Below are 20,900 nucleotides of genomic sequence, written 5' to 3'. Positions count from 1 at the left end.
CAGCTGCCGGCCACCGTCGGAATTCAGCCCGCCCGACGGCTCCGGCGTCCGGCCCCTCAGCGCAGCCCAGCGGGCCCGGCCCAGCCGCCGGCCACCGTTCCCGGTTCAGCCCGGCCGACAACCTCCGGAGGCCCGCCCTCCCCTAGGCGACGCGCAGGTCCAGCGCGATGTCGAGGATCGGCGAGGAATGCGTCAGACCACCCACCGAGAGGTAGTCCACCCCCGTGGCGGCGTACTCGCTCGCCGTGTCGAGGGTCAGGTTGCCGGTGGCCTCCAGCTCGGCCCGGTCGCCGACGCGGTGCACCACCGTGCGGAGCAGCTCGGGCGCCATGTTGTCGCAGAGCAGGAAGTCGGCGCCCGCCTCGACCGCTTCCTCCGCCTCGGCCACCGTCGTCACCTCGACCTGCACCGGTACGTCCGGGAACCGCTCGCGGACCAGCCGGTAGGCCGCTGTGATGCTGCCCGCGGCGAGCTTGTGGTTGTCCTTGATCATGGCGACGTCGTAGAGGCCCATGCGCTTGTTCGTTCCGCCGCCCACCCGTACCGCGTACTTCTCCAGCGCTCGCAGGCCCGGCGTCGTCTTGCGGGTGTCCAGCACGGTCGCCTTGGTGCCCGCGAGCTCGTCGGCCCACTTGCGCGTGTGCGTAGCCACGCCCGACATACGGCACAGCAGGTTCAAGGCCGTACGTTCGGCGGTCAGCAGCGCCCGCGTCGGCCCGGTGATCACGGCGAGCACGTCACCGCGCACCACCCGGGTTCCCTCTTCGATCCGCTGGTCGAACGTCGCGGTGCCCCCCGAGGTCGCCGCGAAGACCTGTGCCGCCACCGGCAGCCCTGCCACCACCCCGGCCGCGCGGGCGACCAGCTCGGCGGTGTCCACCTGGCCGGCGGGAATGGTCGCCTCACTCGTGACGTCGCGTGGCGGGTCGCCCAGGTCCTCCGCCAGCGCCGTGTAGACGACCCGCTCGACCTCAGCCAGGTCCAGTCCCTCGCTCATGCTGCGCCTTCCCTCGACATACGCACCCCGGCCACGGAAGCAGCCGCCCGAACCCCGACAGTCTCCCCGGCGCCCCACCCGGTCGCCGCAGGCCCCGCCGGGAGCTTGCACGCCGGCGACCGGCGGGCACCTGTCATCCGGCGGCCTTCCGCGAGCGCCCCGCCACCGGGCAAGGGCGACGACGCCGCGTCGGTGGGCACGGTCACGCCATTTCCTCGAACGTCTGGGTCAGCGTGCCCTGGCGGTCGATCGAGTCCAGCAGGTGACCGCGCCATTCGTCGGCGGCGTTGGGGTAGTCCTCGCGCCAGTGGCAGCCGCGGGTTTCCCGGCGCTCCTGGGCGGATGCCACCAGGGCGGTCGCGACGGTCAGCAGGTTGGTGGCTTCCCAGGCCGCGTTGTGGGGGGTGCCGTGCTGCTCGCCGAGGCGGGCGAGCTCCTTGGCGGTGGCCTTCAGCGAGTCCGCCGAGCGCAGGACGCCCGCGCCGCGGGTCATGGCGCGCTGGAGCTCGGCGCGGATGGCGGGGGCCGTCACCCAGCCCGGGCCGCCGGTCGCCGGGGTGGGGTCGGCCTGCGGCGGCAGGTCCCGGGCGATGTCGTCGGCGATGCGGCGGGAGAACACCAGGCCTTCGAGGAGCGAGTTGCTGGCCAGGCGGTTGGCGCCGTGGACGCCGGTGCAGGCCACCTCTCCGCACGCGTACAGGCCGGGGATGGAGGTGCGGCCGTGCAGGTCGGTGCGGACGCCCCCGGAGGCGTAGTGGGCGGCGGGTGCCACCGGGATCAGCTCGGTCGCCGGGTCGACGCCGGCCGACCGGGTCGACGCGACGATGGTCGGGAAGCGCTGCTCGAGGAAATCCTTGCCGAGGTGGCGCGCGTCCAGGTAGACGTGATCGGCCCCGGTGGCACGCAGGACCCGGTGGATGCCCTTGGCGACGACGTCCCGGGGCGCCAGCTCGGCCAGCTCGTGCTGGCCCACCATGAAGCGCTTGCCGGCCTCGTCGACCAGGTGGGCGCCCTCGCCGCGCAGGGCCTCGGAGATCAGTGGCCGCTGCACCGAGGTCACGCTCGCGGTGACGAAGGAGGTGGGGTGGAACTGGACGAACTCCACGTCGGTGACGGTCGCGCCGGCGCGCATCGCCAGGGCGACGCCGTCGCCGGTGGAGACGGCCGGGTTGGTGGTGGACGCGAAGATCTGGCCCATGCCTCCGGTGGCGAGGACGACCGCGCGGGCCAGGATCGCGCCGACGCCGTCCTCGGTGCCCTCGCCCAGCACGTGCAGGGTGATGCCGCAGGCGCGGCCGTCGGCCGAGCGCAGCAGGTCGAGGACGAGCGCGTGCTCGACGAGGCGGATCCACGGGTCGCGGCGCACGGCCTGGTGCAGGGCACGCTGCACCTCCGCACCCGTGGCGTCGCCGCCGGCGTGCACGATGCGGTCGGCGCGGTGGCCGCCCTCGCGGGTGAGCATCAGCGACCCGTCGGCGTTGCGGTCGAACTCCGCGCCGATCCGCATGAGCTCCTTGATCCGGGCCGGGCCCTCCTCGACGAGCACCCGCACGGCGGCCGGATCGCACAGCCCCACGCCGGCGATCTCGGTGTCGAAGGCGTGTGCCTCGGGAGTGTCGAGCGGGTCCAGCACCGCCGCGATGCCGCCCTGGGCCCAGCGGGTCGACCCGTCGTCGATGTTGACCTTGGTGACCACGGTGACGTGCAGGCCCTGCTCGCGCAGGTGCAGCGCGGCGGTCAGGCCGGCGACGCCCGAGCCGACCACCAGCACGTCGGTGGACTCGGTCCAGCCCGGCTCGGGAGCGGCCAGGCGACGGGGAAGCGCCGGAAGGTCGGCGAGATGCGACATGGCCTCAGTCAACCTCGCCGGTACGACGAAATCACGGCCGGGGCGCCAAGAAGTGCCAAGCGTTACTGGTACTGGACCGGGAGCGCCTTGGCACCCTTGCCCTTGAGCGAGGACTTGAGGCTGGTGTCCACCCAGAGATAGCAGCGGACGCCCCGGTCACCCATGGCCCACACGTCCTCGCCGCCGGGCAGCGACACCACGCCGGCGCGGTACTGGAGATCCTCGTCGGCCGGCACACCGACGTACGAGGCGATGAGGCCGCGGCAGCCCTCGTGGAACTGGTCCCAATCGTCGGACGTCTCCGGATACGCCCGATCGCCGGCGTCCCACACGCCCACGAACTCCGCGTTGTGCGCAGCAGCGCAGGGCGCGGCGGGCATCGTGTCGATCTCGCCGTTCTTGTCGAGTTTGACGGCGTAGCAGGTGAGCAGCAGCGGCGACCCCAGCTCCTTGAGGGCGTCGCGGAGGCTCCCCACGCGCTGCACGAGCCCGCCGTCGTCCTCCACGGAGCTGCTCTCCAGCACCTCGCACCGATACCAGCGGGCGCCTCCGCTCCAGGCGGCCGCGGTCGGCTGGGTCACCCCGATCCAGAGCCGGGCCGTACGCCACGGGCCGCCCACGTACTCGGCGGTCTTCTCATCGCAGACCTTGTACGCCTCCCGCGCCCCCGCGGAGCCCGCGGCCGGCGGCTCGGACGCGTCGGCGGCGGGGCTGGGGAACTCACCGACGTACACGGTCTCGGTGCGGTGCTTGAGCTGGCAGTCGACCTCTTCGTACGCCGACCGCGACCCGGAGGCCGAGAAGTTGGCGAGGTGGCAGGTCTGCGCAGCCGGGGTGAAGCCGGTGGGCGCGCCGATCGCGGCCCAGCCGTTCATCAGGTCGCCGTCCACCCCGCCCGGATTGCCGCACCCGGACAGCAGGGCGGCGCCCAGCACGCTCACGGCCGCGGCGACGCCCCACCGGCTCCGCCGCGGGGAGAAGTGACGCATGAACCGAGCCCTCCGACCGCCGCCTGGTGTCCGATTTGTCGATCATATGGCAATCGACGCGGCCGCCAGGCGCCCTTCGGAAGACCCGGAAGCACGGCCCGAAGAGCCCGGAGGCGGGAACACGCCATCCCGAGAGCCGGAACCGGGATACGCCCCAGAAGGCGGAGACCCGGAACACCGCCGCACGGCGCCGAGGCGCAGCGACGAACCCCCACCCCTGGCAGGCAGAACTCGGACCACCGCAGCAGCCGGGGCCTCGCCCCGAAGAGGCGCCGTGTCAGGAGGCGGAGAGCGTCAGGTCCCCCCGTACCAGATCGTCGGCCATGCCCTCGACCGCGGCCGCCGGGTCCACCCCCAGCTCAATGATCTTGTTGTCCGCGTTCACGTGCACGATCCGCGGCTCGTACGAGCGCGCCTCCGCGGAGTCCATCTGGCCGTACGAGATCAGGATGACCAGGTCGCCCGGGTGCACCAGGTGGGCTGCCGCGCCGTTGATGCCGATCACGCCGGTGCCGCGCTCGCCCGGGATCACGTACGTCTCCAGGCGGGCGCCGTTGGTGACGTCCACGATCGCGACCTGTTCGCCGGGGAGGAGGTCCGCCGCCTCCATCAGATCGAGGTCCACGGTCACCGAGCCCACGTAGTGCAGGTCGGCCTGCGTCACGGTGGCGCGGTGAATCTTGGACTTGAGCATGGTGCGCAGCATCAGGCGACCTCTCCGAGGAACAGCGGTACGTTGTCGATCAGGCGGGTGGTGCCGACCTTCGCCGCGACCAGCAGCCGGGCCGGGCCGCTCGCCGGCGCGGGGCCGAGCAGGGGGTCGGTCAGGGCCAGGTAGTCGACCTGGACGCCCGGCTCGTCGCCGAGGATCTTGCCGGCGGCCTCGAGGACGCGGGTGCCGTCGTTCTGCAGCGCGCCTTCGCGGAGGGCGTGTGACAGGGCGAGGGCGGCCTGCCGCTGCTCGGCCGAGAGGTAGCGGTTGCGGCTGGACAGGGCGAGGCCGTCGGTCTCGCGGACGGTGGGCACCCCGACGATCCGGGTGCCGATCTCCAGGTCGGTGACCATCCGCTTGATCAGGGCGAGCTGCTGATAGTCCTTCTCGCCGAAGAAGGCCACGTCGGCGCGGGTGAGCTGGAGCAGCTTGGCGACGACGGTGAGCATGCCCGAGAAGTGGCCGGGGCGGCTCGCGCCCTCGAGGATCTCGCCCAGCGGACCGGCCGCGAGCGTCACCGACGGCGTGCCGCCCGGGTACATCTCGTCGCGGTCCGGGGCGAAGACAAGGTCGACCTGCTCGGCCGTGCACGCCTCGACGTCGGCGGCCAGCGTGCGCGGGTACTTGTCGAAGTCCTCGTTCGGGCCGAACTGCAGCGGGTTCACGAACACCGTGACGATCACGAAGTCCGCCTGCTCGCGGGCCTCGCGCATGAGCTGCCGGTGGCCCTCGTGCAGCGCACCCATGGTCATCACGACGGCGACGCGGCCCGCGGCGGCCGCACGGGCGGCGGCCAGCTCGGCGCGGGTGTGGACGAGAACGGTCATGAGGGGCTCCCAACGGTCGCGTGAGCGGAGGCGAGAACGTCCAGCAGCAGCGCCGCATCCTGCGGGCGCAGGCGCCCCGCGGCGATCGCCCGGTCGGCGGTGCGCCGGGCAAGAGCGAGATAGGCCGGCGCCGACTCCGGCGTCAGGCGATCGAGATGTTTGCGTACGGTGCCCGCGTCGCCCCGCGACACCGGACCGGTCAGGGCCGCGTCGCCCATCGCGAGCGCGTTGTCGAGCGCGGCGTGCAGCAGGGGTGAGAGCACCACGTCCGGGTGCTGAACGCCGGCGTCCCGCAGCAGGTCGGCGGCTTCGTTGACGAGCGTGACGAGGTGGTTGGCGCCGTGCGCGAGGGCCGCGTGGTAGAGCGGCCGGGAATCCTCGGCGACCCACTCCGGGACCCCGCCCAGGTCGGTGACCAGGCGGGCGGCGAACGCGCGGTCGCGGGCCGTGACGCCCCACGCGATGCCGGGCAGCCGGTCCAGGTCGCCGGCCGCGCCGGTGAAGGTCATCGCCGGGTGCAGCGCGATGCCGTCGACATCGCCCAGGATCGCGAGGCCGTGCGCTCCGGAGGTATGGGCCACGACCGTACGGGAGGACAGCGATCCGGTCGCGGCCAGCCCGGCCACGACGCCGCCGAGGGCGTCATCCGGCACGGCGAGCAGAAGGAGATCGGTGGCGGCCCGGGCAACCTCGTCGGCCGGAAGGATCGCGGCCTGCGGCAGGAGGCGCCGGGCGCGGTCGAGGGATGCGCTGGAGACCGCCGCGGCGGCGACGACGTCGTGCCCGGCCGCGGCGAGGGCGGCGCCCAGAACGGCACCCACCCGGCCTGCGCCGACAACGCCCACCACCAGCGGGTACGCACGCGGCACTGCGCTCATTCGTAGATCCAGTCCTCGTGAAGGGGTACCGGTCGAGGAAAGTATGCGCCCGCTTTACAGGCCTGTGACAAGGGCGTGTGAACAACTGCACCGCCACGCGGCGCCTAGATTGACTTCTGTGACGAAGGTGGGCTGGCGGGTCGCCATGCAGCGTGCGCTGTACGGGCCGGACGGGTTCTTCACGAGCGCCACGGACGGCCCCGCGGACCATTTCCGGACCAGCGTGCACGCCTCCCCGCTCTTCGCCGGGGCGCTGTTCCGCCTGATCGAGCAGGTCGACGCCCGGCTGGGCCGGCCCCGGCAGCTCCAGGTCGTCGACGTCGGCGCGGGCCGGGGCGAGCTCCTGGCCGCCCTGGCCGCCTCCGCCGCGGGTACGCCGCTGGCGGACCGGCTACAGCTCACCGGTGTCGAGGTAGCCCCCCGGCCCGCCGGGCTGCCCGCGACGATCGGCTGGCGGCGGGACGTGCCCGACGGCGTGGTGGGGGTCCTGTTGGCCACCGAGTGGCTCGACAACGTACCCCTGGACGTGGCGGAGATCGATTCCGCGGGCCGGGCCCGGCGGGTGCTGGTCGACCCGGCTACCGGTGTGGAGTCGCTGGGACCGGACGTGGACGCCGCCGACCGGTTCTGGCTGGCCCGCTGGTGGCCCGGCGCGGGGCTGGGCGACCGCGTCGAGATCGGCTGGCCGCGCGACCTGGCCTGGGCGGACGCGGTCGCCTCGGTGCGCCGGGGCTGCGCGCTGACGGTCGACTACGGGCACCTGCGCGGCGAGCGTCCGGCCCTGGGCACGCTCACCGGTTACCGCGGCGGCCGCCAGGTGGACCCCGTACCCGATGGGGGGTGTGATGTGACCGCGCACGTCGCCCTCGATGCGGCCGCGGCGGCCGGCGGGACGCCGTACCGGATCATCACGCAGCGGGCGGCGCTGCGAGCCCTGGGTGTCGACGGCGGCCGGCCACCGTTGGATCTTGCCCGCACGGACCCGGCGGCCTATCTCCGCGCGCTCGGTGCGGCGGGCGCGGCGGCCGAACTGACCGATCCGGCCGGGCTCGGCGGCCACTGGTGGCTGCTGCACGAGGTGGGTGTCGAGCTTCGTGGGACGATCTGAGCCATGAGCGATCTGCGGGAGATGACCGTCGGGACCGGCGCCGGGCTCGACACCGCCGACATGGTGCTCAACATCGGGCCGCAGCACCCGTCGACGCACGGCGTCCTCCGGCTCAAGCTGACCCTGGACGGCGAGCGGGTCGTCGCGTGCGAGCCGATCGTCGGCTACATGCACCGCGGCGCCGAGAAGCTCTTCGAGGTACGCGACTACCGGCAGATCATCGTGCTCGCCAACCGGCACGACTGGCTCTCCGCGTTCGCCAACGAGCTCGGCGTCGTGCTGGCGGTCGAGCGGCTCATGGGCATGGAGGTGCCCGAGCGGGCGACCTGGCTGCGGATGGCGCTCGCCGAACTCAACCGGGTGCTCAACCACCTGATGTTCCTCGGGTCTTACCCGCTGGAGATCGGCGCGATCACGCCGATGTTCTACGCCTTCCGCGAGCGCGAGACCCTCCAGGCGGTCATGGAAGAGGTCTCCGGCGGCCGCATCCACTACATGTTCAACCGCGTCGGCGGCCTCAAGGAGGAGGTGCCGGCCGGCTGGACGCGCCGGGCCCGCGAGGCGATCGCACTCGTGCGCAGCCGCATGCCGGACATCGACCGCCTGATCCGCAAGAACGACATCTTTCTCGCCCGTACGGTCGGAGTCGGCGTCCTCACCCCCGAGCAGGCGGCGGCGTACGGCGCGTCCGGACCGGTGGCCCGCGCCAGCGGTCTCGACATGGATCTGCGACGCGACGAGCCCTACCTCGCGTACGACCAGCTCGACGTGCCCGTCGTGACCCGCACGGCCGGCGACTGCCACGCCCGCTTCGAGGTGCTGCTGGAGCAGGTGTACGTGTCCCTGGACCTGGCCGAGCAGTGCCTGGACCGGGTGGACCGGATCGGCGGGCCGGTGAACGTACGACTGCCCAAGGTGGTCAAGGCTCCGGAGGGTCACACGTACGCGTGGACGGAGAACCCGCTCGGCATCAACGGGTATTACCTGGTGTCCCGGGGCGAGAAGACGCCGTGGCGCCTCAAGCTGCGGACGGCGTCGTACGCGAACGTCCAGGCGCTGGCGACGCTGATTCCCGGGTGCCTGGTGCCGGATCTGATCGCGATCCTGGGCTCGATGTTCTTCGTCGTGGGCGACATCGACAAGTGACGGCGGGGTTACGCCCGTTCACCAGCGCCGGTGGCCGCTTCGGGTTCGGTCCGGGACCGCGAGCGGGTCGGGGCCGTAGCCGCCGCCGTACTCGTCGCGTGAGGTGATCGGTCCGGTGCTGAGGCCGTAGCCGCGGCTCGGCTCAGGCTCGGTCCAGCCCGCTTCCCCGCCGAACCGGCTCGGGTCCGGATCGGACCAGGTCGACGCGCCGTTCCGCTCGGCGTGCGACCAGGTGGACGTCCGGCTCGGCTCCCCGTGTGACCAGGCCGAGCTCTGATCGAAGTCGCTCTCGTCGGGGCCGGGCCAGCCCGGTGCGAGAGGGTCCGGCTCCGGAGGCGACCAGGCGGCGTCCGGCTCCGCCCAGGTGAACTCCGCCCCGGCGGCTGGTGCCGAGTCGAGCCGCTCCGGGAACGGGGTGGACCAGGCCGCTTCGCCCTCGAACTCGGCGATGTTCGTGCTGGTGTCCGGGGCGGCGTGCCGCCGGGACGGGCGGCGGTCGGCCATCGCCGGCTGCCTGCTGCCGCGGTAGGACGAGGCAGCAGGCACCGATGCGGCGCCGCGCTGGCGGGGAGGTCCGGATCCAGCGGCTCGGGACCGGGACGGGACCGCCGCGGAAACGGGGCCGGCGGCGGGCGTCCAGGCCCTGCCGGCCGACGGCGGAACCGAAGCCGAAGCCGCCGGCGGAACGGAAGCCGAGGCCGCTGCGGACCGCATCGACGCCGACGCCACCGGCGGTACGGAAGCGGACGCCACCGACGGCACGGAAGCTGAGGCCGACGCCGGAGGAACGGAGGCCGACGCCGACGCCGGGCGGACGGAAGCCGACGCGGTCGCTTGCGGGGCGGCTCCCGAAGCCGGCGCGACCGAGGCCGACGCCGCCGGCCGAGCGGCACCCACCGTGGCCCGGCCGCCTGCCGCGCGGCCCGCCACGGTGCCGGACGCAAGGGCCTCGGCCGGCGACCCGGCTGCCCGCAGGCGGGTCATCTCGTCCTGCAGCACCTGGACCCGGTGACCGGTGGCACGAGCCGCGGCGGCGATCTCCTCCCGCAGCTCGTCGCGCAGGGAGTCCACCTCGTTGCCCACGCGGTCCTCGACGTCCATCTCGAGCAGGACGGCGTCGTTGCGGATCAGCATGGACGCACCGAGCAGGACGACACACACCGCGATCAGCAGCACCGCGAACCGGATCGACCCGGTGCCGTCGCCTACGAGCACGGTGATCGCCGCGACCGGGGCGAGGCCGACGCCGCCCCAGATCAGCGCGCGCAGGAGACGGGCGCTGTGCTGTTCGTCGGGGTGCCGCTCAGACATGGTCGCAGATGCTACCGAGAGTGGTGCCCGTCACGAAACGGGCAGTTATGGCCGGGGCCGGTACCCCCGTTCGGCCCTGGCGCGTATCCGCAGCTGAGGAACCGGGGCGGACAAAACGGCCCGGCGGAAAATCCGACCGCGGTGCGGATGCGGCGGGCCCGGGAAGGACGGCACCCACCCGTCCGAGTGAGTGCCGCCCCGAGTCCGGGCCTACCGGTGGATCAGCCGGCCGCCAGGGCGCTGTCCGAGCTGAACACCAGGCCGACGCTGATCGTGCCCTGCTTCAGGCCGGACTTGGTCAGCGGACCGCCCGCGTCCAGCGAGCTGAACTTGCCCGCCTGGAAGTTGTACGTCGCCACCAGGCCCTGCTGGCACTTGGGGCGCTGCGGGCACTCCGGCGGGCCACCGAGGACGGTCGCCGCGCCCGAGCACTTGGCGGCGAGGTCGGAGAGGGACTTCACGCCGTACTTGGTGGCGAACGCTTCGGTGGTGGCGAAGGCGTTCTGGTCCTGGGCCGTGGACGGCGTGCCGAACACGAGGCCGGACTTCTCGCCGAGGGCCTTCAGGTTGGTCATCGTCGTGTCGAGCTGCGGGGAGGACGGGTCCTTCGCGTCCTTGCCCTCCACCTTGCCGGACAGGAACGTGGCGAGGGTCGCCGCGTACTCCGGGACGACGTCGATCTCGCCCTTCTCGAGGGCGGGCTCGTACAGCTCGCGGTTGCCGATCTGCTGGACCTTCACCTGGTAGCCGGCGGCGGTCAGCACGATGTTGTAGAGCTCGCCGAGCGTCGCGTTCTCGCTGAAGTTGGCGGCGCCGACGGTGATGGACCCGCCGGGTCCCTTCTGGATCCCCGCGGTGAGGTTGTTGGCCGTGGCGAAGTCCTGGGCCGCGGCCTTGGAGGACTTGCGGTCGATGTCGACCGCCTTGTTCAGCTCGATGAGCTTGGGTGTGTCGAGGGCCGCGGAGACCTTGTCGAGCGCGGCGATGAGCTGCGGCGACGAGGATTTCTTGGTGACCGCCGGCACGATGTTGTCGGTGTTCTGCAGGTTCTTGTCGTCGGTGAGCACGACGAGCGTGTCGCCGGCGACCGGGGCGCAGCCGGCTCCGGAGGCGGAGCTGGGCGGGGCCGCGGTGCCCGACGAGCCGGACTCGCCGCAGCCGGTGAGGATGACGGCGGCGGTCATGAGGGTGCCGGCCGTCAGGAGCAGGTTTCGACGCATACTGCCGCCTTCTGTGTCCCGGCACGGCCGGACGGCCGCGCCGCGTGTCCGACGGGCAGTCGAGGATTCCGATGCCCGCTTTGTGGGTTGTCGATGCTGCCTGCGAAAGGCCGCACCCATGGTGATAACCGAGGGGTACGACAACCTATGCCGCCAGGGGTTCTACGTTGCCCATTCGTTATCCCCGGACGGGCGACGCTCAGCCTGCCGGAGCCGCGGCGGTGGGGCGGCGTCGCCGCTGCCCGCGCAGAGCCGGTGGGGTGACCAGCCGCTGCACGCCGGCCAGCAGCGCCTCCACCAGAAGCGCCAGCAACGCGACCACGATGCCGCCGGCCACGATCTGACCGCCGCCGCCGTTGCTCATCCCGATGCCGAAGCCGGCCGCGATGATCTCGCCCAGCCCGCCGCCGTTGACGAACGCCGCCAGCGCCGCCGTCGCCACGACCTGCACCGTCGCCGTACGCAGACCGGCCGCGAGGTACGGCACCGAGAGCGGCAACTCGACCTGCCTCAGCAACTGGCCGCCGGACAGGCCCATACCCTTGGCCGCGTCGCGGGTCTCCGGGTCGATCTGGCGCAGACCCGTGTACGCGTTGGCCAGCAGCGGCGGCACGGCGAACACCGCGAGCGCCACGATCACCGGCGGCTTGCCGAATCCGAGCGGGGTCAGCGGCAGGATGGTGAGCAGCGCCAGCGTCGGGATGGCCAGGGTGAGGTTGGCGAAGGTGACGACCGCGCCGCCGCCCCTGCCGCGGTGGCCGAGCCAGATGCCCAGCGGCCAGCCCACCGCACAACCGAGCAACACCGCCCAGAAGCTGAGGATCAGGTGCTCCTGGAGCCGGTCCAGCAGGCCGCCGGGGTTCGTCCAGTTGAGCGGGTCATTGAGCCAGACGAAGCCCTCGTGGAAGTAGTTCACGACCGGCGCTCCCGGGTCCACGGCGTCAACAGTCGGCCCAGTCCGGCCAGCGCGAGGTCCAGGACCAGCGCCAGGCCGATGCAGAGGATCGTGCCGGTCATGATCTCGGCCTTGTAGAAGTTGTTGCGGAAGCCGCCGAGGATCATGTCGCCCAGGCCGCCCTTGCCGATCCACGAGCCGACTGTCACAAGCGCCACCGTCGACACGGTGGCCAGGCGCAGTCCGGTGAGGATCCCGGGCAGCGCCAGCGGCAGCTCGATGCGCAGCAGGCGTCCGACGCGGCCGTACCCCATGCCTGCCGCCGCGTCGCGGACGTCGCCCGGGACCTGGGTCAGGCCGGCGAGCGCGTTGCGGACCATGACGAGCAGCGCGTACAGGACCAAGGCGATCAGGACCGACGTATCGCTCGTGGTGCCCACCGCCGGGGCGACGAGGGCGAGAAGTGCCAGCGACGGAATCGTGTAGAGGACGCCGGAGAGTGCAAGAATCGGGCCGGTCAGCGGTCGCCACCAGTAGGCGACGACCGCGAGCGGCAGCGCGACGACCAACGCGATGACCACCGCGCGAGCGGTGAGACCCGCGTGGAACTGCAGTGCCGAAAGGATCTCGTCCGCGTTGTCGTGGACGTAGCGCCAGGAGAACCACGGATTTCCCGGCCCGTCAGCGGGGGCGGCCAGGGGCCACGCAGGCGCGGCGGCCCTCGACAGGAAGGACATACGTGGACGCTACCGCGATCGAGGGCTCCGGCGCTGGCCGGAGCGCGGCGTCTATCACGCTCGAGAACGTGGGCAAGGTCTATCCCGACGGCACCGTGGCCGTCGGTGACATCAGCCTCGAGGTGCGCGCCGGCGAGCTGGCCGTGCTCATCGGCCCGTCCGGCTGCGGGAAGTCGACCGTTCTGCGCATGCTCAACCGGCTCATCGAGCCGTCCAAGGGCCGCATCCTGATCGACGGCCAGGACGTCTCCCAGCAGGACCCGGTCGAGCTGCGGCGGCACGTCGGCTACGTGATCCAGAACGTGGGGCTGTTCCCGCATCAGACCATCCGTACCAATGTCGGCACGGTGCCGCGGCTGCTCGGCTGGAACCGGAAGAAGACCCGGGAGCGGGCCGAGGAACTGCTCGAGCTCGTCGGCCTCGACCCGAAGCGGTACGCCGGCCGCTACCCGCACGAGCTCTCGGGTGGTCAGCGGCAGCGGGTGGGTGTGGCCCGCGCGCTGGCCGCGGACCCGCTGGTGCTGCTGATGGACGAGCCGTTCTCCGCGGTCGACCCGATCGTGCGGGGCCGGCTGCAGGAGGAGTTCCTCCGGCTCCAGGCGACGGTCCGCAAGACGATCGTGCTGGTCACCCACGACATCGACGAGGCGGTACGGCTGGGCGACCGGATCGCGGTGCTCGGCGAGGGCGGCCGCCTGCTGCAGTACGCCGCCCCGGCCGAGCTGCTCCGCGAGCCGGCGTCGGAGGAGGTCAGCCGCTTCGTCGGCAACGACCGGGGCATCCGGCGGCTGGCGGTGGTGAAGGTGCGCGACGCGATGCGCCCCATCGGCCAGATCGAGGAGATCGAGCGGCTGCCGACGGTCGACGCCGACGGCACCCTCTACGACGCCCTCGCGGCCATGCTCACCAGCGACGCGCTGAACGTGGTGGCGGTCGAGGACGGCGTTCCCGTCGGGACGGTGTCACGCTCCCTGCTTTTCGACGTACCGAACAAGGAAGCGCCGGCACGGGCGTGACACCGACCCCCTAGCGGGTTCCCCGGCGACCGCCGAGGGTGGCCAGACCGATGATCCAGCCGACGAACAGGCCGTACGTGGCGCCGTCACCCGCCGAACGGAACGCACCCAGCAGCGACGGGTTCGCCAGGAACAGCGTCGTGAGCAGGGCCGCGAAACCGCCGGCGAAGATGTACGACGCCCAGCCCGCGAAGAACTGGCTGATCGTGCCGCGGGCCCGGGCCAGCTGCGAGCCGGGCAGCAGGTAGAGGAAGAGGAGGGTCAGCACCACGACCAGGATCGCCTTGAGGTCGGCGATGATGATCGAGCGCAGTGAGTCGTCCGAGTCGAAGCGCCAGTGCGGCCACGCGAGCAGGCGCAGCCACCAGCCTCCGGCGGTGTTCGGATCGGTGTTGTCCGCGGCCCAGTCGGCATACCAGGGGCTGCCGAAGACCAGGACCAGGATGAGTGCGGCGAGCGTGCCCGCACCCGGCGCGGTCTTGTAGCGGTTGGTGAGAGCCATGGCCCGCTAGTTCCCAGCGGGCGATCGTTTTCAAACGACAGGCATGGATGAGCTAGTGCTTCTGCAGGTAGTCGATGAAGGCGGCCCGAAGCAACGGCTCCTGCTCCCCGTACCCGTGTCCGGTCAATTCACGCCACAACGCCACCGCTTCGTCGATCGTGGGGCCGACCGTGTTCGGGGCGCCGTCGAGGGATGCGGCCTCGTCCGAGTCCGGCAGGTGCTTGAACACCGACCAGAAGAAGCCGAGGTCACGGCGTTCCCGCGCCCTGGCGAAGGCGCGTTCGCGCAGCTCCTCGGTGGTCAGGGCATCCAGCTCGGCGAAGGTCGCGTCGGTCATGACGCCAGCATAGGGCGACGGTCCGGGCCGTCGCCGGTCACCGCCGGTCCGCGGGTACGCCCTCAGCGGCCGCTGCCCCACGGCCCGAGATCCCACTGATCGGAGGAGCGCCCCGCGGAAGCGGTCGACGGGGACCACGTCTCGGGCAGATCGCCGCCCTGCGTCGCACCGGTCCACTCGTCGTCGACGCCTGCCGGTGGCAGCGGCCGGCCGTACGTCTCCACCAGCCGGGTCACCAGCAGCCCCGCGCCGATCGTGGCGCCGGCGATCGCAAACAGGGCGATGTCGAAGGTGCGCCGGTCGGCGTAGTCCAGGAACAGGGTGATGCCGGCTACCGACAGCAGCGTGCCGAAGATGCCGCCGCGGCGCCCGTACGCGCTGGTGCCCGCCAGCAGGGCCGCGCCGAACGCGATGCCGGTCCACTCCAGCCCGGTGCCGGGCACGACCGGCGCGTTGGACTTGGCGGCCATCAGGATGCCGGCACCGACCGCGAAGACCGACGACAGCACCAGCGCGGCGAGCACCGGGAACACCGCTCCCGCGCCGGGCCGGGTGGCCGGGTCGCCCACCGGGCGCATCCTGCCGACCATGCGGCGGATCGACGTGACGGTGCCCAGCGCGCCGCCGATCACGGCCAGCAGCGCGAACCCGCCGAAGAGGTAGAACGCCTGGTCGGCCGGGTCGTAGGTGCCCTGGATGGCGACCGGGGCGGTGCGCAGCTGGTCGTACACGATCACACCCATCGCGGCGCCCAGCGAGGTGACCCACCCGGGCACGTGCAGCACCAGCACCAGCACGGCGGCCACCAGACCGCCCGCGGCGGCGATCGCGAGCGCCGGCACGGCGGCCCGGACCAGACCCTGATCGCCGTTCTCGGCGAAGTGCAGCGACGCGGCCAGGGCGATCGGCCCGACCGCGAGATTCGGTACGCCGGCCCGCAGCGACAGCCCCGCGCCGAGGGTCAGCAGCCCGAGCGCGGCACCCGAGATGAGCAGGGTGTCCAGGGCGGGCCGGCGCAGGGACGCGGGGTCGAGGCGATACAGCAGGTACGCGATGGCCGCCACGGCGAGCAGCAGCACGATCTCCCAGCCGATGTGCACACCCAGCCGGTCCCGTCCGTCGTCACCACGGCGGTACGCGTCCGTCACAGGCTCGGTGAGCCTTACGCCCGAGTCGTCCCGCCGGCTGCGGAAGTCGGTGGAAGCCACGCCGTTGCGGTATGCCGCCGGGTCGGCCGGTGTCTGTTCGTCGCCGGCGTTGCGACGGTATGCGGTCTCGTCGTAGGCCATCTCGTCCACCTCCTCCGCCGCGGCACAGCATACGGAAGCGAGGGGGGCTCGGTTCAAGACCGGAACGGGTGCAGGATCAGGGCCGACCGGCGCGTCTGCCCGAGTCGTCGCCGTCCTTCTGGTCCGGCTGCTTCGGCACCCGGCACGCCCGCTCGAGCCACAGGGCCGCGCCGACGAGGGCGAGCGACGCCACGACGCCACCGATCGCCGCCGGCACGTCGTCGGTGGCCGCCTTGGTGGGCTCCAGCGCCAGCCAGGCGAGCAGTCCCGCGGAGAACCCGGCGAAGATGGCGCCCGCCAGCGAGGACGCCTTGGCGAGCACCGCGAAGCGGGCCACCGCGAGCGGGTCGACGCGGGGCGCGCCGGGTTTGTGCTGGATGCGGGCACTGGTGTTCTGCGCCAGGACGGCCTCGGCGATCGCCAGGGCGGCGAGCACGATGATCGGCAGCCAGGGCAGCCGCGGCATCTGAGCGTAGAAGGAACTGAGGAGAAGCCAGCCGGCCGCGGCCGCGGCGAGCGCGGCCACCACCAGAGCCGAGAGGCTGGTCGGCCGCATCGACGGGTCGGGGGCGGCACCGCCGGGGTTGCTGCTCACTCCTGAGACTCTAACGTCAGGTCCGGGCGCGGGGTGATCGCCTGCGCGTCGGCGGCGAGCTGCGGCAGGTTGAGCAGATCGGTCACCCAGCCGTGCCCGGGGAGCTGCGCGTACGGCTGGATGTCGAGCCACGGCTTGAGCACGAACGCCCGCTCGTGCGCGCGCGGATGCGGCAGGATCAGCTCCGGGTCGTCGCTGAGGACCGGCTCGCCGTCGTCCGTCCAGACCGCGATCACGTCGACGTCGAGCGTACGGGGACCGAAGCGGCGTTGCGGGTCACGGACCCGGCCGGCATCCGACTCGAGCGACCGGGCCCGTTCCAGCCAGACCCGGGGATCCGCCGCCGGATCGACCACGAGCACGACCGCATTCAGGTACGACGGCTGCTCGGTGTCGCCCCACGGCGGCGTCTCGTAGGTGCCCGAGACCAGCACGACGCTCTCGCCGAGCCCCTCGACGGCACCCCGCAGGTTCGCATGCCGGTCGTCCAGGTTGCTGCCGATCGACAGGACGGCCCGGGTCATCGGGTACGCCGGAGCGTGACCGCCACGTCGGCGAACTCGTGCGGGATGGGTGCCTGCGGCTTGTGGACGGTGACCGTGGCGGCGCCGACCCGGTCGTCCTCGAGGCACACCGCGGCCAGCCGGTCGGCCAGGGTCTCGATGAGGTTGACGGGCTCTCCCCCGATCACCTCGGCGAGGCGGCCGGCCAGCTCCCCGTAGTGAACGGTGTCGTTGACGTGGTCGCTGGCCGCCGCCTCGGCGAGGTCGATCTCGAGGTCCACGTCGATGACGAAGTCCTGGCCGTCGCGGCGCTCGAAGTCGAAGACGCCGTGGTTGCCGCGTACCCGAAGGCCGTGCAGCGATATCCGGTCACTCATGGGTGTGCCTTTCGAGACGGGGACTTCCGGTGGCCCGCCAGACGGCGAGAGCGTCGGCGGTGGCCCGGACGTCGTGGACCCGGACCCCCCAGGCGCCGGCGGCCACCGCCAGGACGGACGTCGCGACGGTGGCGGCCTCGCGACCGTCGACCGGGCGGGGCTCGCCGTCCTGATCAACGAGCAACCGGCCCAGATAGCTCTTCCGCGAGGCCGCGAAGAGCACCGGGTGGCCGAGAGCGATCAGCTCGTCGAGGCGGGCACTGAGGGCCCAGTTGTGCTCGGCGCGCTTGGCGAAGCCCAGGCCCGGGTCGAGGACGATGCGTCCGGGATCGACCCCGGCGGCCACCGCCTCGTCCACCCGCTGCCGCAGCTCGTCGCGGACCTCGGCGACGACGTCCCGGTAGACGGCGAGCTCCTGCATCGTGCGCGAGTGGCCACGCCAGTGCATCAAGATCCAGGGGCAGCCCACGTGCGCCACCACCGCGGCCATCCCGGGGTCGGCCAGCCCGCCGGACACGTCGTTGACCACGGCGGCACCGGCTTCGAGCGCGGCGGCGGCCACCGCGGCCCGGGTGGTGTCGATGCTGAGCGGCACCCCGGCGGCCGCCAGCTCGCGGATGACCGGAACGACCCGGGAGATCTCGGTCGGAGCATCGACCCGGTCGGCGCCCGGACGGGTGGATTCCCCGCCGATGTCGACGATGTCGGCACCGTCGCGGTGCAGCGCGACACCGTGGGCGACGGCCGCCTCCAACCCGGCATACCTACCGCCGTCGGAGAAGGAGTCGGGCGTGACGTTGAGCACCCCCATCACGACCGGGTGATCTTGATGAAGCAGCAGGTCGCCCGCGCCCTGCCGGGTCGTTGCGCTACCGGTCGGCTCACTCACGGGACGACGGTACCGGGCTCGGGCCGTTCGTACACGTGTACGATCGGGAATGACTCATGTTCAGTCACGCCTTTACCTTGGGTAACGAATCAGGCAGCTTGTAGGTAAGAAGTACGGCCCGTACGCTTCGGAGCTAGGCATCATTAATGAACCGAAGAGAGCAGACGGGCGTGGGTAGGACAGCAGAGCCCTTCAGGATCGTGACCGCGCACTCGACGCGGTGAGCGGGAAGTAGCACCATATGGGCGTTGCCGTCAGGCTTCACAACTGCAGCGTGTCCGGCGCCCTCACGCCGGGCACCCGGGAGGTTTACCAATGATCGCCACAGAGCTCGCCGCGCAGGTCGCGTCGGCAATGCAGCATGGCGCCACCCTTGCCGCCCCCCAGCCCAAGGGAATCGACACCGAAGGCGTCGTCAGCTTCTTCGCCAGCAACATCGCCCCGATCCTGCTGGCGGTGCTCGGCGTCATCTTCATCGGCCGCGCCAGTCGCGGCGAGATCTCCAAGGTGCTGACCAGCAGCGCGATCGCCATCGTCGGCCTCGCGTTCATCGCCGGAGCCGCGACGCTGTTCTTCGTCGGCGACTACCTCATCAACCTCATCTTCAGCTAGGCCGAACTCCCATGCGGCTGCGCACCGACGACGACATCTACCGGGCCCGCCTGGTCTATCTGGGGCCGCCCGGATACACCCTGCCCATGCACCTTCCGTACGCGCAGTACGGGATGTTCGTCGTCCTCGTCCCGGTGTTCGTGTTCCTGCACTACCTCATCACGTGGAAGTTCGACGCGTTCCCCGCGTGGGAGATCGCCCTGGCCATGGTGACCACGTCGTACGTCTTCCGGCACGTCGACCCCGACCGGCCGGCCCGGATGGTCATCCGCACCGCCCTCACGGACTGGAAGCGCACCCGCGAACCGGCCGTCGAGCAGCGGGACCCGCGACTTGTCGCCACTCGCATCCGGGTCCGGGAGGAGTTGGTATGACCGACTGTTTCGCCGCTCTCGCTGCATGCCCGAACGGGGCAGTCGCATGACCGCTTCCCCACCGCCCGGGCAGTCCCGCGCGGAGTCGTCCCCTCCGGGCAAGCAAAGTAACGGAGCGCGACCAGCCGACTACTCTCCGGAGGAGCCGCCGGAGCAGGTAGCGGGCCCGGGACACGGCGCCGTAGCCGTCTTCCAGGCCCCCCAACCGGTACGCCCCCGCACCAACGGCACCCCGCCGCCGGTCGACCCGATGGACATCGACTCGCCCTTCCTGGACCTGTTCAGCGGCACCGCGCCCCGGCAGGCCCCGGCCCCCGAGCCGCCGCCGGACGACCCGGACGCCGACTTCGACTTCGGCTTCGACTTCGACGGCGAGGACGCCCGCCGCGGCGCCACCCCGACATCCCCGGCCGCCTCACCGACGCCGCCCGCCGCCGGACCGACGTCGCCGGCTGCCCCGCCGGCCGCCGGACCGACGTCCCCGGTTGCCCCGCCGGTCGCCGGACCGACGTCCCCGGTTGCCGCACCGCGGTCGCCGGCCGGACCGACGTTCCCGGCCGTGACACCGACGTCCCGCGCCGCTGAGCCGGCGGCCCCGGGGGTCTCGCCGACGTCGCCCGCCGCCGGGCCCGTCTTCTCGCCTCTCAGGCCCATGTCGCCCGTCGCCGAGCCGGCGGCTCCGGCTGTCACACCGACGTCGCCCGTCGCCGAGCCGACGACCCCGGCCGCCACACCGGCATCCCCCGCCGAGCCGACGACCCCGGCTGCTACATCGACATCCCCCGCCGAGCCGGCCTTCCCGCCTGCCACACCGACGTCGGCCGTCGCCGAGCCGGCGACCCCGGTCGTCACACCGGCATCGCCAAGCGGGCCAGCGGCCGCCGCCGCACCCGCCGGGGCGCTGCCCGGCGCTCCACGCCCGGCCGGCTCGCGTCCGGGTGCGGTTCCGCTTCCTGACTCGGCGCCGGACGGCTTGCCGCCGCGAGGGTCTTCGCCGGACGAATCAGGTCCCGTCATCGATGCGGAGATCGTGCAGCCGGAGTTCCCGGCCGATGGCGATCAGGCGGGCGGCACCCTGCCCGCGCAGCCTCCCGCGTCCACGGATTCCTCGGCTCTCCGCAGCCTCGAGCCGACCCCTGCCCGGTCGCTCGTCACGCCGCCGCCCGCGGTGCCGCCGACTGCGGTCATCCTGCCGGGCGATTCTGCCCCCCGACCCGGCGCTCGTCCGGCCGACGCCCCGGTGTCGCCGTTCATGCGAGCTCCCGTCGGACCCGAGGCCGACTTCTACGAAGACACCCTCGGCCTCGAGGACTGGCCCGACGACGTGCGGCCCGGCGGATCCGGTGCATCTCCCTCGAGGCCGCCCCTCTGGCAGCAGGCCGCCGCATCTCCGGCTCCCGGAGTGCACGCGGTTCCGCCGGCCGACGTACTTCCCGGTGTCACCCAGTCCAGCGGTTCCCTTCCGTCCACCGGGCCCGGGGTGATGCAAGCCGGCGGCCCGCTCCCGGCTACCGCGCCCGGTGTCGCCTCGGACGGCGGCCGGCCTGCGCAGGCTGCTGACGCGCTTCGGGGCGTCGCGCCGGGCAGTGGTCCGCTTGGGGCCGCCGCGCCTGGCATCACGCAGGCCGGCGCGGCTCACGTCACGCAGGCCGGCGCGGCTCACGTCACGCAGGCCGGCGCGGCTCACGTCACGCAGGCCGGCGCGGCTCACGTCACGCAGGCCGGCGCGGCTCACCG

The 20,900-nt window shown here is 72.5% G+C and carries 23 protein-coding genes and 1 pseudogene; 6 read left to right on the top strand and 18 right to left on the bottom strand.

Annotation, left to right across the window (positions count from 1 at the left end):
- Positions 1–142: 142 nt before the first annotated feature.
- The 6 genes from nadC to ACIBO8_RS02770 form a co-directional block, all read right to left on the bottom strand.
- Positions 143–997, bottom strand: coding sequence for a carboxylating nicotinate-nucleotide diphosphorylase (gene nadC, locus ACIBO8_RS02795; protein ID WP_396113353.1), 855 nt, complete (start codon positions 995–997; stop codon positions 143–145).
- A gap of 202 nt (positions 998–1,199) precedes the next feature.
- On the bottom strand, positions 1,200–2,846 hold the full coding sequence (locus ACIBO8_RS02790; protein WP_396113352.1) for an L-aspartate oxidase: 1,647 nt from the start codon (positions 2,844–2,846) through the stop codon (positions 1,200–1,202).
- 62 nt (positions 2,847–2,908) lie between these two features.
- Positions 2,909–3,835 (bottom strand): septum formation family protein, encoded by a 927-nt coding sequence (locus ACIBO8_RS02785; protein ID WP_396113351.1) that lies wholly within the window; start codon positions 3,833–3,835, stop codon positions 2,909–2,911.
- A 277-nt stretch (positions 3,836–4,112) separates the two neighbouring features.
- Positions 4,113–4,541 (bottom strand): aspartate 1-decarboxylase, encoded by a 429-nt coding sequence (gene panD / locus ACIBO8_RS02780; protein ID WP_396113350.1) that lies wholly within the window; start codon positions 4,539–4,541, stop codon positions 4,113–4,115.
- Positions 4,541–5,374 (bottom strand): pantoate--beta-alanine ligase, encoded by an 834-nt coding sequence (gene panC, locus ACIBO8_RS02775; RefSeq protein WP_396113349.1) that lies wholly within the window; start codon positions 5,372–5,374, stop codon positions 4,541–4,543. Before panC ends, panD begins: the two co-directional genes overlap by 1 nt.
- Positions 5,371–6,252 carry a Rossmann-like and DUF2520 domain-containing protein gene (locus tag ACIBO8_RS02770; protein WP_396113348.1) on the bottom strand — a complete coding sequence of 294 codons (882 nt, stop codon included), beginning with the start codon at positions 6,250–6,252 and terminating at the stop codon, positions 5,371–5,373. The genes panC and ACIBO8_RS02770 overlap by 4 nt, the downstream gene beginning before the upstream one ends.
- 145 nt (positions 6,253–6,397) lie before the next feature.
- Between ACIBO8_RS02770 and ACIBO8_RS02765 the strand changes: the two genes are divergently transcribed.
- Together ACIBO8_RS02765 and ACIBO8_RS02760 are read left to right on the top strand one after the other, a co-directional pair.
- Positions 6,398–7,360, top strand: coding sequence for an SAM-dependent methyltransferase (locus tag ACIBO8_RS02765; protein WP_396113872.1), 963 nt, complete (start codon positions 6,398–6,400; stop codon positions 7,358–7,360).
- 3 nt (positions 7,361–7,363) lie between these two features.
- Positions 7,364–8,506 (top strand): NADH-quinone oxidoreductase subunit D, encoded by a 1,143-nt coding sequence (locus ACIBO8_RS02760; RefSeq protein WP_396113347.1) that lies wholly within the window; start codon positions 7,364–7,366, stop codon positions 8,504–8,506.
- 18 nt (positions 8,507–8,524) lie between these two features.
- Here ACIBO8_RS02760 and ACIBO8_RS02755 read toward each other — a convergent pair whose 3' ends face one another.
- The 4 genes from ACIBO8_RS02755 to ACIBO8_RS02740 all read right to left on the bottom strand — a co-directional run bounded on the left by ACIBO8_RS02755 (position 8,525) and on the right by ACIBO8_RS02740 (position 12,669).
- Positions 8,525–9,817, bottom strand: a complete 1,293-nt coding sequence (locus ACIBO8_RS02755; RefSeq protein WP_396113346.1) for a hypothetical protein — start codon at positions 9,815–9,817, stop codon at positions 8,525–8,527.
- A 221-nt stretch (positions 9,818–10,038) separates the two neighbouring features.
- Positions 10,039–11,037 carry a glycine betaine ABC transporter substrate-binding protein gene (locus ACIBO8_RS02750; protein ID WP_396113345.1) on the bottom strand — a complete coding sequence of 333 codons (999 nt, stop codon included), beginning with the start codon at positions 11,035–11,037 and terminating at the stop codon, positions 10,039–10,041.
- Between the two features lie 199 nt (positions 11,038–11,236).
- Positions 11,237–11,953, bottom strand: coding sequence for an ABC transporter permease (locus ACIBO8_RS02745; RefSeq protein WP_396113871.1), 717 nt, complete (start codon positions 11,951–11,953; stop codon positions 11,237–11,239).
- Positions 11,950–12,669: an ABC transporter permease gene (locus ACIBO8_RS02740; RefSeq protein WP_396113344.1), complete on the bottom strand. Its 720-nt coding sequence runs from the start codon at positions 12,667–12,669 to the stop codon at positions 11,950–11,952. The genes ACIBO8_RS02745 and ACIBO8_RS02740 overlap by 4 nt, the downstream gene beginning before the upstream one ends.
- A gap of 2 nt (positions 12,670–12,671) precedes the next feature.
- On the opposite strand from ACIBO8_RS02740, the gene ACIBO8_RS02735 reads away from it, so the two are divergent.
- Positions 12,672–13,685 carry an ABC transporter ATP-binding protein gene (locus ACIBO8_RS02735; RefSeq protein WP_396113343.1) on the top strand — a complete coding sequence of 338 codons (1,014 nt, stop codon included), beginning with the start codon at positions 12,672–12,674 and terminating at the stop codon, positions 13,683–13,685.
- A 10-nt stretch (positions 13,686–13,695) separates the two neighbouring features.
- On the opposite strand, the gene ACIBO8_RS02730 is transcribed toward ACIBO8_RS02735, so the two are convergent.
- The 7 genes from ACIBO8_RS02730 to folP form a co-directional block, all read right to left on the bottom strand.
- Positions 13,696–14,187 (bottom strand): hypothetical protein, encoded by a 492-nt coding sequence (locus tag ACIBO8_RS02730; RefSeq protein ID WP_396113342.1) that lies wholly within the window; start codon positions 14,185–14,187, stop codon positions 13,696–13,698.
- A gap of 52 nt (positions 14,188–14,239) precedes the next feature.
- Positions 14,240–14,524: a hypothetical protein gene (locus ACIBO8_RS02725; RefSeq protein WP_396113341.1), complete on the bottom strand. Its 285-nt coding sequence runs from the start codon at positions 14,522–14,524 to the stop codon at positions 14,240–14,242.
- Between the two features lie 62 nt (positions 14,525–14,586).
- The gene (locus ACIBO8_RS02720; protein WP_396113340.1) at positions 14,587–15,813 is read right to left on the bottom strand and encodes an ABC transporter permease; all 1,227 of its coding nucleotides are present in this window, start codon (positions 15,811–15,813) and stop codon (positions 14,587–14,589) included.
- 76 nt (positions 15,814–15,889) lie between these two features.
- Positions 15,890–16,369 carry a DUF3180 domain-containing protein gene (locus tag ACIBO8_RS02715; protein ID WP_396113870.1) on the bottom strand — a complete coding sequence of 160 codons (480 nt, stop codon included), beginning with the start codon at positions 16,367–16,369 and terminating at the stop codon, positions 15,890–15,892.
- A 35-nt stretch (positions 16,370–16,404) separates the two neighbouring features.
- Positions 16,405–16,932: a 2-amino-4-hydroxy-6-hydroxymethyldihydropteridine diphosphokinase gene (gene folK / locus ACIBO8_RS02710; protein WP_396113339.1), complete on the bottom strand. Its 528-nt coding sequence runs from the start codon at positions 16,930–16,932 to the stop codon at positions 16,405–16,407.
- Positions 16,929–17,288 (bottom strand): dihydroneopterin aldolase, encoded by a 360-nt coding sequence (gene folB, locus ACIBO8_RS02705; protein WP_396113338.1) that lies wholly within the window; start codon positions 17,286–17,288, stop codon positions 16,929–16,931. Before folB ends, folK begins: the two co-directional genes overlap by 4 nt.
- Entirely contained in the window at positions 17,281–18,099 is an 819-nt protein-coding gene (folP, locus tag ACIBO8_RS02700; protein WP_396113869.1) for a dihydropteroate synthase, read from the bottom strand. Before folP ends, folB begins: the two co-directional genes overlap by 8 nt.
- A 393-nt stretch (positions 18,100–18,492) precedes the next feature.
- Between folP and ACIBO8_RS02695 the strand changes: the two genes are divergently transcribed.
- Both ACIBO8_RS02695 and ACIBO8_RS02690 read left to right on the top strand, forming a co-directional pair.
- Positions 18,493–18,789 carry a hypothetical protein gene (locus ACIBO8_RS02695; protein WP_396113337.1) on the top strand — a complete coding sequence of 99 codons (297 nt, stop codon included), beginning with the start codon at positions 18,493–18,495 and terminating at the stop codon, positions 18,787–18,789.
- Between the two features lie 11 nt (positions 18,790–18,800).
- Positions 18,801–19,163 carry a hypothetical protein gene (locus ACIBO8_RS02690; protein ID WP_396113336.1) on the top strand — a complete coding sequence of 121 codons (363 nt, stop codon included), beginning with the start codon at positions 18,801–18,803 and terminating at the stop codon, positions 19,161–19,163.
- Between the two features lie 129 nt (positions 19,164–19,292).
- Here ACIBO8_RS02690 and ACIBO8_RS02685 read toward each other — a convergent pair whose 3' ends face one another.
- Positions 19,293–20,015 carry a hypothetical protein gene (locus tag ACIBO8_RS02685; RefSeq protein WP_396113335.1) on the bottom strand — a complete coding sequence of 241 codons (723 nt, stop codon included), beginning with the start codon at positions 20,013–20,015 and terminating at the stop codon, positions 19,293–19,295.
- Positions 20,016–20,415: 400 nt separating this feature from the next.
- Here ACIBO8_RS02685 and ACIBO8_RS02680 point away from each other — a divergent pair.
- Positions 20,416–20,900 (top strand): annotated as a pseudogene (locus tag ACIBO8_RS02680) (hypothetical protein); the annotation flags it as partial.

Source organism: Actinoplanes sp. NPDC049681 (assembly GCF_044465265.1).
In the GTDB taxonomy this organism is placed as follows: domain Bacteria; phylum Actinomycetota; class Actinomycetes; order Mycobacteriales; family Micromonosporaceae; genus Actinoplanes.
This window is presented reverse-complemented; position numbering and strand designations above follow the sequence as displayed.

Excerpts from the sequence above, each read along its gene's own strand:
- ACIBO8_RS02770 (WP_396113348.1), bottom strand. The coding sequence starts at position 6,252 with ATGAGCGCAGTGCCGCGTGCGTACCCGCTGGTGGTGGGCGTTGTCGGC.
- ACIBO8_RS02690 (WP_396113336.1), top strand. The coding sequence starts at position 18,801 with ATGCGGCTGCGCACCGACGACGACATCTACCGGGCCCGCCTGGTCTAT.
- folK (WP_396113339.1), bottom strand. The coding sequence starts at position 16,932 with ATGACCCGGGCCGTCCTGTCGATCGGCAGCAACCTGGACGACCGGCAT.
- ACIBO8_RS02785 (WP_396113351.1), bottom strand. The coding sequence starts at position 3,835 with ATGCGTCACTTCTCCCCGCGGCGGAGCCGGTGGGGCGTCGCCGCGGCC.
- panC (WP_396113349.1), bottom strand. The coding sequence starts at position 5,374 with ATGACCGTTCTCGTCCACACCCGCGCCGAGCTGGCCGCCGCCCGTGCG.
- ACIBO8_RS02740 (WP_396113344.1), bottom strand. The coding sequence starts at position 12,669 with ATGTCCTTCCTGTCGAGGGCCGCCGCGCCTGCGTGGCCCCTGGCCGCC.
- ACIBO8_RS02755 (WP_396113346.1), bottom strand. The coding sequence starts at position 9,817 with ATGTCTGAGCGGCACCCCGACGAACAGCACAGCGCCCGTCTCCTGCGC.
- panD (WP_396113350.1), bottom strand. The coding sequence starts at position 4,541 with ATGCTGCGCACCATGCTCAAGTCCAAGATTCACCGCGCCACCGTGACG.
- ACIBO8_RS02725 (WP_396113341.1), bottom strand. The coding sequence starts at position 14,524 with ATGACCGACGCGACCTTCGCCGAGCTGGATGCCCTGACCACCGAGGAG.
- folB (WP_396113338.1), bottom strand. The coding sequence starts at position 17,288 with ATGAGTGACCGGATATCGCTGCACGGCCTTCGGGTACGCGGCAACCAC.
- ACIBO8_RS02765 (WP_396113872.1), top strand. The coding sequence starts at position 6,398 with ATGCAGCGTGCGCTGTACGGGCCGGACGGGTTCTTCACGAGCGCCACG.
- folP (WP_396113869.1), bottom strand. The coding sequence starts at position 18,099 with ATGGGGGTGCTCAACGTCACGCCCGACTCCTTCTCCGACGGCGGTAGG.
- ACIBO8_RS02790 (WP_396113352.1), bottom strand. The coding sequence starts at position 2,846 with ATGTCGCATCTCGCCGACCTTCCGGCGCTTCCCCGTCGCCTGGCCGCT.
- ACIBO8_RS02730 (WP_396113342.1), bottom strand. The coding sequence starts at position 14,187 with ATGGCTCTCACCAACCGCTACAAGACCGCGCCGGGTGCGGGCACGCTC.
- ACIBO8_RS02750 (WP_396113345.1), bottom strand. The coding sequence starts at position 11,037 with ATGCGTCGAAACCTGCTCCTGACGGCCGGCACCCTCATGACCGCCGCC.
- ACIBO8_RS02760 (WP_396113347.1), top strand. The coding sequence starts at position 7,364 with ATGAGCGATCTGCGGGAGATGACCGTCGGGACCGGCGCCGGGCTCGAC.
- ACIBO8_RS02720 (WP_396113340.1), bottom strand. The coding sequence starts at position 15,813 with ATGGCCTACGACGAGACCGCATACCGTCGCAACGCCGGCGACGAACAG.
- ACIBO8_RS02695 (WP_396113337.1), top strand. The coding sequence starts at position 18,493 with ATGATCGCCACAGAGCTCGCCGCGCAGGTCGCGTCGGCAATGCAGCAT.
- ACIBO8_RS02715 (WP_396113870.1), bottom strand. The coding sequence starts at position 16,369 with ATGCGGCCGACCAGCCTCTCGGCTCTGGTGGTGGCCGCGCTCGCCGCG.
- nadC (WP_396113353.1), bottom strand. The coding sequence starts at position 997 with ATGAGCGAGGGACTGGACCTGGCTGAGGTCGAGCGGGTCGTCTACACG.